The following is a 12,369-nucleotide window of genomic DNA, read 5'->3' on the forward strand; positions in this document are numbered from 1 at the left end:
ATCAATCTCTAAGTATCAATATTACTAAGTATTGACGGATTCGGTTCTCGAAGATCGATACTTCTGTCCCATCCTCACTAAAGGAGTGAACAGATGCCAACCCCTTATAAATATCAAATTTTACCAATCGAAAAAGTTTTTCGTGACCCTGTTCATAACTATATCCATGTTCAACATCAGGTGATCCTAGATCTGATCAATTCTGCAGAAGTCCAACGTCTACGTCGAATCAAGCAACTTGGTACTTCATCCTTTACGTTTCACGGTGCAGAACATAGTCGTTTTGCTCATTCATTGGGCGTCTATGAGATCACACGCAGAATCTGTGACATTTTCCAGAGAAATTACTCAGCAGAACGTTTAGGCGATGAAGGTTGGGATGATAATGAACGCTTAGTGGCACTTTGTGCTGCTCTGTTGCATGATGTCGGCCACGGTCCCTACTCTCATACTTTTGAACATATTTTTAAAACAGATCACGAAGCAATTACCGTAGAAATCATTACTTCACCTGAAACAGAGGTTTTCCAAATATTGAATCGCGTTTCAGCTGATTTTCCAGATAAGGTTGCTAGTGTCATCAAGAAGACTTATCCTAATCCTCAGGTCGTTCAAATGATTTCAAGCCAAATCGACGCTGATCGTATGGATTATCTTCTTCGTGACGCCTATTTTACAGGAACAGAATATGGTACATTTGACTTAACTAGAATTTTACGCGTGATTCGTCCGTATAAAAATGGTTTAGCCTTTGCAATGAATGGTATGCATGCCGTTGAAGACTATATCGTCAGTCGTTATCAAATGTATGTGCAAGTATACTTCCACCCTGTTTCCCGTGGTATGGAAGTAATTTTAGATCACTTACTCAATCGAGCAAAAGAACTATATGAAGAAGCACCAGATGATTACCAGCTACACTCACAGTTACTGGTTCCTTTCTTTAAAGGAAATTACTCATTGCAGGATTATTTAAAATTAGACGATGGAGTTTTAAACACTTACTTTACTCAGTGGACATCATTGCCGGATCCTATTCTGACAGATTTAGCGAATCGATTTTTGATTCGTAAACCACTCAAATCAGCAACTTTTTCGGGAAACCGTGATTCTGTTACAATCAGGCACTTAAAGGCATTGATCGAAAAAGTCGGTTATAATCCCAAATATTATACAGCGATCAACTCAAGCTATGATCTACCTTATGATTTTTATCGTCCGGAAAAACATAGCCATCGCACTCAAATTGAGATTATGCAAAAAGATGGTACTTTAGTCGAGTTATCAAAAGTGAGTCATTTGGTTGCTGCTTTAGCTGGCCAAACCCAAATCGATGAACGCTTTTTCTTTCCTAAAGAAATGATCGATCCAAAAAGACAGCAACATTTTGATTTATTCGATGATACGTATCGTGAATTTGCGGCCTACATTCATAACGGCGCATTAGTTGAAGGCAAACAGTAAAAAAAGATAGATACAGGAGGAAGCTATGTCAGTCAAATTAGTAGCAATAGATATTGATGGAACATTACTTGATTCAAACAGAAAGATTACACCCAAAGTGAAAGAAACGCTTCAAAAAGCCAATAAAAAAGGCATTTACATTGTTCTTTGTACTGGTCGTCCCTTGCCTGGTGTAAAGGATCAGTTAACTGAATTAGATTTATATGGTGATAATGATTATGTTATTACTTATAATGGTTCCTTAGTTCAAGCAACCAAAACAAATAAAATTATTTCTGAGTATTCCTTAAGTCATGATGACTTTTTAGAAATCGAATTAATGTCTCGAAAAGTTGGTACTCATCTGCATACGATCGATGATAAAGCGATTTATACTGCAAATCGTGATATCGGAAAATATACTGTTCACGAAGCATATTTAGTTGATATGCCTTTAAAATATCGTACAGTTGAGGAAATGACTCCTGATTTGTCGATCATTAAAATGATGATGATCGATGAACCGGAGATTCTAGATAAAGCAATCAGTCAGCTGCCAGAAGAATTTTCCAATAAATATACAACGGTCAAAAGTACTGACTTTTATTATGAGATTTTAAACAAGGAAGCTAGTAAAGGAAATGCATTAGCGAAATTAGCCGATCATTTAGGAATCAAACAATCCGAGGTCATGGCGATTGGCGATAATGAAAATGATTTATCTATGATCGAATATGCCGGAATCGGTGTAGCGATGGGTAATGCAACTGAAAATGTCAAACAAGCAGCAGATGTTCACACCAGCAGTAACGATGAAGATGGTGTTGCTGAAGTATTATTGAAATATTTATAAGAAATAAAAGAGCAGGCCGTAACTCGTAGAGTTATGTGCCTGCTCTTTTAAAAACGAATAAATGCTTGAAGACTTTTAAACCAGTCGATTATTTTGACAAATTTTCTTGCCATTTTTTTACTGCCCATTTATGACTACCGCGTTTCAGTTGAGCGATTCCCTCTTCTACACCGATCCACTGAATCCCATTTGTTTTTTCTAAAGGATCACAAATTTGTTTCCAAGCATCTGCAACAAAAAAATAGCCAGGATTGTAGTAATCTGTACTGCGATGTCTTGAATGGAAATATTCATCAGCTTGTCCCAAGTATGAACCGATAACAACTTCAATCCCCAACTCTTCAATCATCTCACGATCTATCGCCTCTTCTTTGGTTTCCCCTTGTTCAATTTCTCCGCCTGGTAAAAAATAGGCCCCATTTGGTGCTTGGATTAAAACAATCTCACTATTATTATTTCTGGAAACAATAATATAAGCACCCAACCTTTTTTTATAAACCAATTTTTCCGATTTTTCACCGAACGACGGTGTTTTCATACAAACAACTCCCTTTTCGTTTAAGTCAATTTTACATGAGAATTTTCTAATGAACAAGTATTATCTAATCTTTTCAATCACAAATCGAGTAATGTTTGTGCTACTATAAGAATGTCAGTAGATTTTTCTACGATAGTTTTATATTTGAAAGGATGATCCCTCATATGAAAATGGCCCATACTTGTGTACGTGTCAAAGATTTAGAAGCATCTCTAGAATTTTACCAAAAAGCTTTCAATTTTGAAGAAAGTCGCCGTCGTGATTTTCCAGAAAATAAATTTACATTAGTCTACCTAACCCTTCCTGGTGATGGATATGAACTTGAATTAACGTATAATTACGATCACGAAGCATATGATTTAGGCGATGGCTATGGTCATATCGCTATTAGCACAGATGAAATTGAAAAATTACATGAAGAACAAAAAGATGCTGGTTTTAATGTGACTGACATGAAAGGCTTGCCTGGCACTCCTCCATCGTATTATTTTATTACTGATCCAGATGGGTATAAAATCGAAGTCATTCGAGCTCGTTAATCAATAAAAAAGATGAAATAACAGTCACTTAGGTTCGATCAGTTGCTGCAAAATTCACGAAGAACCAGACTTTTGGCAACTGTTTATTAAGAGTGAGTGTCTGAAACGAAACTGTTCTTTAGTTTTGTCTTGGACACTTTTTTAATTGTACCTAAAACCGTTTCTATTCTTTTTTTGAGAAAGAATGATAAACTATTGCTACACGATAATAAAGGATGTGTTTATATGCAACAAATAATAGGCATTGCCGCTAACCAAATTATTCAACACGTTGATGTATTTCATGGAAATCATGTAACGTATACTCCGCAAGGGTTTGTGACTGCTGTGCAGCAAGCAAACGGATTACCGCTAGTATTACCGATTGGATCAAAGGAATCAGCAAAAGTATATATTGAAAAAATCGACAAATTATTATTAGCTGGCGGACAAGACATCTCTCCTGACCTGTTTGGTGAAGAACCTCACCCAAAGCTTGAAGAAACTAACCGAAACCGTGATCTTTTTGAACTTGCATTGATCGATGAAGCACTCAAACAACAAAAACCAATCTTTGCCGTTTGTCGCGGCATGCAATTACTCAATGTCGCTTTAGGCGGAACGTTGTACCAAGATCTCTCATTATATCCAGATTGGAAAGTCAAGCATGTTCAACAACCAACACAACCACAGTTCGCGACGCATGATGTAAACATAGAAAAAGATAGCGCTCTCTATCAACTTTTCGGAGCAAAAGCTCGGGTCAATTCTTACCATCATCAAGCGATCCACACATTAGCTGATACATTGAAGGTCAGTGCTACTTCTACTGACGGACTGATAGAAGGCATTGAATCTCTTGATCCTGTACAACGTATCTTAGGTGTTCAGTGGCATCCTGAGCTACGATTTGAAGCTGAAACAAGCGAGTTTAATTTGTTCAACTATTTTGTCAATAATCTGTAGACTTGAATAGGGACAAGATAGTTTACATCCAAAGGTATTATTTTTCGGATATAAAGCACGGAGCAAAACGTATATTACGTTTTGCTCCGTGTTCTTTTATCTTATTGTTAATTTTCGTTGCAAGTTAAAAATCAAAATTGTCTGGATCTGGTCCAATTCGCTCATTTGTATTCAACTGATCGATTTGTTCCATTTCATCCTTGCTTAATTCAAAATCAAAAACATCAAAATTTTGTTTGATTCGATCCTCATGCACTGATTTTGGAATAACGATGATATCATTTTGTAAATGCCAACGAATGATAACTTGTGCAGCAGTTTTATTGTGTTTTTTCCCAATTTCGACTAAAACTGGATTCTCAAGAATTTTACCTTGACCTAAAGGCGACCATGCTTCTGCAGCAATATCATGCTCAGCTAAGAACCGGCGTAAAGGCTCTTGCGTTAATGTTGGGTGAATTTCAACTTGATCGACAACAGGTTTCACCGTTGCATCTTTAAGAAGATCCTCAAGGTGATGTTCGTGGAAATTAGAGACGCCGATCGCTTTTGCTCGTCCACTATGATAAATTTCTTCCATTGCCCGCCAAGAGTCTTTGTACTTCCCTTCGACAGGCCAGTGGATCAAATATAAGTCAACATAGTCTAGCCCTAGTTTCTCTAAGCTCTCATCAAAGGCTTTAAGAGCAGATTCATATCCTTGATCTGCGTTCCATAATTTAGTTGTAACAAAAATTTCTTCTCTAGGAACTCCAGACTGACGAATTCCTTCACCTACACCTTCTTCATTTTTATAGGCTGCAGCAGTGTCGATCAAACGATAACCTGTTTCTAGCGCCCATTTCACAGAATTTACAGCTTCTTTTCCATCCTCTACTTTCCAGACACCTAAGCCCAAACGGGGAATGATAGAACCATTGGCCAATTCTTTTGTTGTTTCAAAAGACATACATCGGTCATTCCTTTCTTTATAAAATTTTTTCTTACTTTATTATACTCCTAAAGTACTCAGATGAAAAACAACTCAACATGTAAGAGGAACTCTTTTGCTCAAATCACTCCTTGATCTAAAAGTGAAATACGTTTAGAAAGAGCTTTGAACCTGTTTATATCTATGATGATTCTTTACCAGATACACTTCAATCATTCTGGTTTGGATGCTTCATTTTTTTCAATCTGATTATAACTATTATTTGCTAAATCGATGCCTATGGGAACCTTTCATTTTTTACTTTCTATATCTGGACTAGTTCTTTTAAAAATACATCAAAAAATCCCGAAAAACACTCTAAACAAGCGGTTTCTCAGGATTTTATTCTACATTTCTATATGTTGATATTTCTGATCCAGCCCGACGGTGCCGGAATATCACCAAATTGAATCCCAGTTAACTCGTCATATAATTTTTGAGTAACAGGACCAACTTCATTTTCACTATAAAACACATGAAAGTCATCTCCGACTTGGATCCCGCCGATTGGTGAAATGACAGCAGCAGTTCCACAAGCTCCAGCTTCTTTATATTGATCCAGCGAATCAAGATAAACATCTTCTTCCACCGCTTCCAACCCTAAATGATGTTCCGCAAGATACAAAAGCGAATACTTTGTGATACTCGGTAAAATAGATGGAGACAATGGTGTGACGAAGCGATCGTCTTTTGTGATTCCAAAGAAATTAGCTGACCCTACTTCTTCGATTTTCGTATGCGTTGCTGGATCAAGATAGATACAATCTGAGAAGCTTCGCTCTTTTGCCTCTTCTCCTGGAAGTAAACTTGCAGCATAATTCCCGCCGACTTTGATTGCTCCTGTTCCATGTGGAGCTGCACGATCATACTCAGACACTACAAAATTTGTTGGTACTAAACCGCCTTTAAAATAGGCTCCAACCGGCATACAAAACACCGTGAATAAATATTCAGGTGCTGGGTGAACTCCGATTCCCTGGCCTACACCGATCAATAACGGACGAATATATAAAGTTCCGCCACTTCCATAAGGCGGAACAAATGCTTCATTTGCCTTTACCACCTCTTCAACTGCTTGAATAAATTTCTCTTCTGGGACCTCTGCCATCAATAATCTTTTGGCACTTCGATTCATCCGTTTAGAATTCTCATCTACTCTGAACAAATTGATAGAACCATCTTTGCACCGATAAGCTTTAAGCCCTTCAAAACATTGCTGACCATAATGAAGAGCAGCAGATCCTTCGTGTAAGTGAAGAACATTATCTTCAGTCAACTTTCCTTCATCCCACTGCCCCTCTTTCCACATGGAAATATAGCGAAAAGGTGTTTTTATATAATCGAAGCCTAAATTATCCCAATCTACTGTCATACAATCACTCCTTATTTTCAGAATATTGTAACATATTACCAATCACTTTGTTAACCTTTTTACAGAAATAATGACATCTTTTTTCATTTTCAAGTATAATATAAAGAGTACAAATGGAAGATGAATGCACTCTTCCATCAAAACAGTCAAAGAAAGTTGGGTTATTATTGCTTAGTTTGGGACAATCTATTTCCAGCAGTACATTGGACAGCACGGTAGATTCTACTCTTGATATAAAAGTAGCCACTGAACGAAAAGTCAATGCGCTGCAACGTTTTTGGAATGATATCAATTGGGATCATATTTTAGCCGTTGTAATCGAAAAAACGATTTATTTATTTTTATTGATTTTACTTTTTATCGTTTTGAACCGTATCGGAAAACTATTGATCGATCGAGCGTATAATAATTATAGTAAAAAGCAATCTTTTAGCGAAAGTCGTCTAAAAACATTGCATACATTGATCATCAATGCGTTTCAATATACATTATTTTTCTTTTTTATCTATTCTTTATTGACAACTGTGGGGGTCCCTGTAGGCTCCTTACTTGCTGGAGCTGGGATCGCAGGTGTAGCAATTGGTTTGGGCGCACAAGGATTTATGAATGATATCATCACCGGCTTTTTCATTATTCTGGAACAACAGATGGATGTTGGTGATTATGTCCGCTTGACCGCGCTGGGTATCGAAGGGACCGTGACTTCCGTTGGTCTTAGAACCATTCAAATGAAAGCTTTGGATGGAACTGTTCACTTTATTCCTAATCGTAATATTACAACTATCAGTAACCTCTCACGCTCTAATATGCAGGTTTTGATCGATGTGCGGATCATTCCTGATGAAGGATACGACCAAATCGTGGCAATCATCGAGCAGGTAAATGATAAGCTCAAAGAAAAATATTCAGAAAGTATTCAATCAGGACCAACGATTTTTGGAATGGTTGATCTGGGCAATGGAAACTTTGCCGTTCGGACGACCATGTATGTGTTAAATGGAAAACAGGCAGTGATCAGAGAAGAATTTTTAGCTCAGTATGTCAAGAAATTATCCGAAGCAAATTTCTCCATACCAAATACACCGATTACTTTAAAATAGATATTTTCGTCTTACTGTTTATTCTTTTTTAAAGGAGGCTGGGACAGAAGTGTTCAACTCCGAGAAATAAGAAGGAATTACTTCTGCTTCCACCGTTTATTCGTTTTAAAGGGACTAGTCCGTAACTCATAGAGTTATATCCTAGTCCCTCTTTTATTTATCTAATGATTTTAAAAATGCAGAAATATGCTTGACTGCGAAAGGAATCGCTTCTTCTTTCGGATCGAATTTAGCTGAATGTAGTCCATAAGCACTATCTACACCTAACCAAAACATGGTTCCTGGAACCTTTGATAATAAATACCCAAAATCTTCCCCTGTCATTGCTACTCCTGCTTCATGAAACGAAACATCTGCTTCTTGGTCCATAAAACGCATGAACCGCTCAGTTGTCACTTGATCATTGATGACAGGAACATAGCCTTTTTGATCTAAAAAAACATCTACCTCGCAATTAAATGATTTTGCGATGCCCTCTCCAATTTCCCGGATTCTTTTTTGAGTCAATTGATTCATTTCATCTGTAAGCGTCCGAATCGTTCCAGAAATCGTTGCTTTTCCAGCAATCACGTTTGTAGCACTTCCTGCATTGAATGTCCCAAAAGTCACAACAGCTCCTTCTACTGGATCGACATTGCGACTGACGATTGTTTGAGCCTGCTGTACAAAACTCATACCAGCAACGATCATATCGTTGGAATCTTGAGGAAATGCTGCATGTCCGCCTTTGCCGATCAATGTAACTTGTACTTCACAAGTAGCTGCAAACAAAGTACCGACTTTTGTTGTGATCGTTCCTACCGGTAAATCAGGATTGACATGTAGTCCGTAAAATTCATCCGGGAGCCAATCACCAAAGGCACCTCCGTCATACATCAGCATTCCGCCAGCTTCATTTTCTTCAGCGGGTTGAAAAAGGAATAAATAATTATTTTCCGGCTGGTCATTTGCTAACTGTTCTAATAGACCTAAAGCAATCGTCATATGAAAATCGTGCCCACAGGCATGCATGAATCCCTCACGCATCGATTTAAAATCAGAAACTACTTCTTCAGTAATGGGTAAACCATCGATATCTGTCCGCCAACCGATTGTTTTCTTAGGGGTTTTCCCATGGATAAAAACTAAGATACCTGTCTCCCAAACTTTTACTTCTATATAGTCTTTCTCGATTTGATGAATCAGCGTCAATAATTTTTTTTGTGTTTCGACTTCTTCCAAGCCGATTTCAGGTATTTGGTGCAATTGTCTGCGAATCTCTATCAAACGATCATTAATCACAATCTATCTGCCTCTTTTCTATTTCATAAGACTTATTGTTCAACAAAAAAAAGGATCTGTCAATCGATCTTTTACACGAACACTGATTTTTTGAGAAAATAAAAAAGTAAGACCAAACAAAATTTCTGTTTCATCTTACTTCGGTAAAAACTATTTCATGATATCGATTAGATCTTTTTTAGAAGCTGCTGATGCAGGCATGTAACTAAATGCAATCCCGATCAGTGCAGAAATTCCTACAGCTAAGGAAATTGTGAATAAATCCGGACGAACCGCAAATGGTAAAAACAAAGAGGTCAATAGCCCTAAAAGCATACCAAGAAGATACCCGATCAAACCGCCTAATAAAGTCAAGGTCAGTCCTTCTGCCAGAAATTGTTTGCGAATATCTTTTTCTGTTGCTCCCAGTGCACGTCGTATACCGATTTCTTTTGTACGTTCAGAAACAGAAATGTACATCATATTCATCACACCCACACCTGCAATAAACAAAGAAATTCCAGCAACTGCTGAGATAAACAACGTTAGATTATCTAAAATTTTGCCCATTTCAGCAATATCTGATTTAGGATTGTATTGTTCATATTCACCAACATTGCGCAAGCTACCATTAAAATTCAACTGCTTCAACACTTCCGCTGTGATCCGTTCCTTATCGTGAACATTTTCCACTTCTAAATTTAAAATTGATTGACTTTCCTTTTTCTTAAAGTAATGATCATAACTATTTATCGGAAAATAAGCTAAAGGTGCTTGATTTGCCATTGATAACGTGCCATTTTTGTTAGCAATCACGCCGACGATCGTGAATAATTCATTGCCGACTTCAAATCCTTTGCCGATCGCTTGTTCAGGATCACCATATAATTTTTGCGCTAAGATCTCATCGATCACAACGACCTTATTCAATGTCTCGCTGTCTTTAGGTTCAAGTTGACGGCCTTTCAATAATTGAAGAGTTGTTTGTTCTACACGTTCAACCGTTTTTGTCAGCTTCTTTTCTCTGATATGAATTTCCACTTGACGTTCAGTCAATTTTTGCTTTGGCTCGTAAAAATCTACTTTCTTAACGCCTTTTACATTTTTTATTAAATCTAAATCACTTTTTTTGAAAACTTCATTTTCAGTAAATGCATTAGCAACATCATAATAATTAAACGTTAAATTATTGACGTTTTCGTTAGTATTAGTCATAGACATTTTATCGATCATATCTCGTTTGAATCCATTACCGATCGACACGATCGTAATTACTGAAGCAATACCGATGATTATACCGAACATCGTCAGAAAGCTACGTTTTTTATTTTTTAAAATAGACTTCAATGCTGTCTTCCAAAGAACATAACTTTTCATTTGATCAGCTCCTCTTCCAAGATCATACCGTCTTTTACACGGATCAAGCGATCACAGTAAGAAACCATTTCTGGATTATGCGTAACTAAAATGATCGTTGCGCCTTCTTTACGATTTAATTCCTGAAATAACTGCATGATGTCTTCTGAAGTCTTTGAATCTAATGCGCCTGTTGGTTCATCTGCAATAATAAATTTAGGGGAATTGACAATTGCTCTAGCAATCGCGACACGCTGCTGCTGACCACCGGAAAGCTGTTTGGGGTATTTATTGCCTTTATCCGGCAAGCCTACCTTTTCAAGAACCTCCTGAACTCTCTCTTTTGTATTCTCATAAGCTGATCCATTATAGAGCAACGGTAATTCAATGTTTTCAAAAACTGTATTATTTTCAATCAAGCTAAAATTCTGGAAAACAAAGCCGACAGAACGGTTTCGAATCGCAGAGAGATCTTTATCTGAAAAATCAGTGATTTCTTTTCCTTCAAAAAGATATTTTCCTTCAAACTTCTTATCAATAAAACCGATCAAATTGATCAATGTTGATTTACCAGAACCAGATGGCCCCATGACTGCCACAAATTCCTTTTCATTGATTTCAAAGTTGATATCTTTTAGCACATGAAGTCGTTCTTCTTCCAGTGAGTAATACTTGTTTATATGTTCCAGTTTAATCATTTTCGACCACCTGCACTTCTGCATCGTTTTTTAATGATTCATCAGGATTATCAATGATCGTCATTCCTTTTGAAACACCGGATTCTACAACTTTTGCGTTATTGCTGTCAGAAAGTTTCACTTCAGTTTTTTTAGCTCGGCCATTCTTATAGATATAAACAAAGGTTTGCTTGCCTTCGGTCACAATTGCACTTTGAGGTAAGATCAATTGAGGCTGCTGCAAAGAAACTTGGGCAGATGAACCATAAGGCCAAGGAAAATCACCTTCTACAGTAAACTCATAGGTCGGAATCTCACTTTCTCCTCCAGCGCTTGTTTTAGGTAATTGATTGATCGTTCCAACTTTCCCTGAAACTTCTTGGTTTGAACCGATAGAAGTAACGCTAACTTCCTGACCCGTTTTTAATTTTGAAAGATCATATTCTGTTACAGTTCCTTTGATTTGCTTTGATTTGCTTAAAACACGTACCAAAGGAATATCTAATGACTTTTTCCCAGCTTCATTCACGATCGCAATTCCATCTTGGGTAGCTTGGACTGTCGTCACGATTTTTCCTTGTTCCGTTTCCAGTGCTGCTGCTTCATCATTCACATCAGTATTCGCTAATTCTAAGGCTTGCTGTGCTTGAATCACTTCACTATTTGCAGCAGTCAATTCAGTTTGTTGCTGCTCTACTTTACTTTTTAGTGTTTCTTTAATTTCCGGATCGGTTTCACGATCTACTTCTGCTTTACTTTGGTTTAATGCTGCTTGTACCTCATTATATTTCGTTTGTGCATTTGATAAGTTTTGTGCAGCTTGTTGAGCTGTCAAACTACTTTTATTTACTGTTCGCTGTTGTTGATCGGCGCGAGTCTGAGCATCACTATTTTGATAGTTCAGCACTACTTCTCCAGCTTTGACTTCCTGTTCATTTTTCACTGGAATCGACGCGATCGTTCCTAAAGCTTGATCATAAAAAATATCTTCGCTTTGAGTGGCGTTGATTTCTCCTTTCAGCACAAGAGGATCTAACGGCTCCAACTTAAACGCACTATAACTTGGTTCACTAGCTTTATTTGAAGAAGATAAGAAAAAATATCCTCCGATCCCTAAACTAAGAATAACGCCGCCGATCACCCATTTTACTTTTTTGTTCTTTATCATCATAATTCCTCCTACAATCTATCTAAATTTGATTATAGATGTTTGTCAAAGGATCAAAAAGCGAATAAACGAACAGTTTTCTTACATATTTGAAAGCTCAAAAAAAGAATAGATGAGACAGCCTAAGCGACCCTCCTATTCTTTATTT

At 37.3% G+C, this 12,369-nt stretch carries 12 protein-coding genes; 5 read left to right on the plus strand and 7 right to left on the minus strand.

Annotated elements, in window-relative coordinates; translation table 11 throughout:
- Window positions 1-93 precede the first annotated feature (93 nt).
- Together CC204_RS03290 and yidA are read left to right on the plus strand one after the other, a co-directional pair.
- Window positions 94-1,464: an HD domain-containing protein gene (locus CC204_RS03290; RefSeq protein ID WP_088268803.1), complete on the plus strand. Its 1,371-nt coding sequence runs from the start codon at window positions 94-96 to the stop codon at window positions 1,462-1,464.
- A 25-nt stretch (window positions 1,465-1,489) separates the two neighbouring features.
- Window positions 1,490-2,296, plus strand: a complete 807-nt coding sequence (gene yidA / locus CC204_RS03295) for a sugar-phosphatase (protein WP_088268804.1) — start codon at window positions 1,490-1,492, stop codon at window positions 2,294-2,296.
- Window positions 2,297-2,384: 88 nt separating this feature from the next.
- On the opposite strand, the gene CC204_RS03300 is transcribed toward yidA, so the two are convergent.
- On the minus strand, window positions 2,385-2,834 hold the full coding sequence (locus tag CC204_RS03300; RefSeq protein WP_088268805.1) for an NUDIX hydrolase: 450 nt from the start codon (window positions 2,832-2,834) through the stop codon (window positions 2,385-2,387).
- 164 nt (window positions 2,835-2,998) lie between these two features.
- Here CC204_RS03300 and gloA point away from each other — a divergent pair, with 164 nt between their 5' ends.
- Together gloA and CC204_RS03310 are read left to right on the plus strand one after the other, a co-directional pair.
- Window positions 2,999-3,373, plus strand: a complete 375-nt coding sequence (gloA, locus tag CC204_RS03305; RefSeq protein ID WP_088268806.1) for a lactoylglutathione lyase — start codon at window positions 2,999-3,001, stop codon at window positions 3,371-3,373.
- A 225-nt stretch (window positions 3,374-3,598) separates the two neighbouring features.
- The gene (locus tag CC204_RS03310) at window positions 3,599-4,318 is read left to right on the plus strand and encodes a gamma-glutamyl-gamma-aminobutyrate hydrolase family protein (protein ID WP_088268807.1); all 720 of its coding nucleotides are present in this window, start codon (window positions 3,599-3,601) and stop codon (window positions 4,316-4,318) included.
- A 124-nt stretch (window positions 4,319-4,442) separates the two neighbouring features.
- Here the strand turns inward: CC204_RS03310 and CC204_RS03315 are convergent, their stop codons facing one another.
- A complete protein-coding gene (locus tag CC204_RS03315; RefSeq protein WP_088268808.1) occupies window positions 4,443-5,267 on the minus strand; it encodes an aldo/keto reductase in 825 nt (274 codons plus the stop codon).
- 376 nt (window positions 5,268-5,643) lie between these two features.
- Complete coding sequence (locus CC204_RS03320) at window positions 5,644-6,660, minus strand: branched-chain amino acid aminotransferase (protein ID WP_088268809.1); 1,017 nt, start codon at window positions 6,658-6,660, stop codon at window positions 5,644-5,646.
- Between the two features lie 113 nt (window positions 6,661-6,773).
- On the opposite strand from CC204_RS03320, the gene CC204_RS03325 reads away from it, so the two are divergent.
- Window positions 6,774-7,760 carry a mechanosensitive ion channel family protein gene (locus tag CC204_RS03325; RefSeq protein WP_088268810.1) on the plus strand — a complete coding sequence of 329 codons (987 nt, stop codon included), beginning with the start codon at window positions 6,774-6,776 and terminating at the stop codon, window positions 7,758-7,760.
- Window positions 7,761-7,913: 153 nt separating this feature from the next.
- On the opposite strand, the gene CC204_RS03330 is transcribed toward CC204_RS03325, so the two are convergent.
- The 4 genes from CC204_RS03330 to CC204_RS03345 all read right to left on the minus strand — a co-directional run bounded on the left by CC204_RS03330 (window position 7,914) and on the right by CC204_RS03345 (window position 12,221).
- A complete protein-coding gene (locus CC204_RS03330) occupies window positions 7,914-9,041 on the minus strand; it encodes an N-acetyldiaminopimelate deacetylase (RefSeq protein WP_088268811.1) in 1,128 nt (375 codons plus the stop codon).
- A gap of 150 nt (window positions 9,042-9,191) precedes the next feature.
- Window positions 9,192-10,397 (minus strand): ABC transporter permease, encoded by a 1,206-nt coding sequence (locus tag CC204_RS03335; RefSeq protein ID WP_088268812.1) that lies wholly within the window; start codon window positions 10,395-10,397, stop codon window positions 9,192-9,194.
- Window positions 10,394-11,074, minus strand: a complete 681-nt coding sequence (locus CC204_RS03340) for an ABC transporter ATP-binding protein (RefSeq protein ID WP_088268813.1) — start codon at window positions 11,072-11,074, stop codon at window positions 10,394-10,396. Before CC204_RS03340 ends, CC204_RS03335 begins: the two co-directional genes overlap by 4 nt.
- Window positions 11,067-12,221: an efflux RND transporter periplasmic adaptor subunit gene (locus CC204_RS03345; RefSeq protein ID WP_227011227.1), complete on the minus strand. Its 1,155-nt coding sequence runs from the start codon at window positions 12,219-12,221 to the stop codon at window positions 11,067-11,069. Before CC204_RS03345 ends, CC204_RS03340 begins: the two co-directional genes overlap by 8 nt.
- Window positions 12,222-12,369 lie beyond the last annotated feature (148 nt).

The organism is Enterococcus wangshanyuanii (genome assembly GCF_002197645.1).
In the GTDB taxonomy this organism is placed as follows: domain Bacteria; phylum Bacillota; class Bacilli; order Lactobacillales; family Enterococcaceae; genus Enterococcus_L; species Enterococcus_L wangshanyuanii.

Coding starts and splice junctions, on each gene's coding strand:
- CC204_RS03325 (WP_088268810.1), top strand. CDS start 6,774: ATGGAAGATGAATGCACTCTTCCATCAAAACAGTCAAAGAAAGTTGGG.
- CC204_RS03315 (WP_088268808.1), bottom strand. CDS start 5,267: ATGTCTTTTGAAACAACAAAAGAATTGGCCAATGGTTCTATCATTCCC.
- CC204_RS03310 (WP_088268807.1), top strand. CDS start 3,599: ATGCAACAAATAATAGGCATTGCCGCTAACCAAATTATTCAACACGTT.
- gloA (WP_088268806.1), top strand. CDS start 2,999: ATGAAAATGGCCCATACTTGTGTACGTGTCAAAGATTTAGAAGCATCT.
- CC204_RS03300 (WP_088268805.1), bottom strand. CDS start 2,834: ATGAAAACACCGTCGTTCGGTGAAAAATCGGAAAAATTGGTTTATAAA.
- CC204_RS03290 (WP_088268803.1), top strand. CDS start 94: ATGCCAACCCCTTATAAATATCAAATTTTACCAATCGAAAAAGTTTTT.
- CC204_RS03320 (WP_088268809.1), bottom strand. CDS start 6,660: ATGACAGTAGATTGGGATAATTTAGGCTTCGATTATATAAAAACACCT.
- CC204_RS03335 (WP_088268812.1), bottom strand. CDS start 10,397: ATGAAAAGTTATGTTCTTTGGAAGACAGCATTGAAGTCTATTTTAAAA.
- CC204_RS03340 (WP_088268813.1), bottom strand. CDS start 11,074: ATGATTAAACTGGAACATATAAACAAGTATTACTCACTGGAAGAAGAA.
- yidA (WP_088268804.1), top strand. CDS start 1,490: ATGTCAGTCAAATTAGTAGCAATAGATATTGATGGAACATTACTTGAT.
- CC204_RS03345 (WP_227011227.1), bottom strand. CDS start 12,221: ATGATAAAGAACAAAAAAGTAAAATGGGTGATCGGCGGCGTTATTCTT.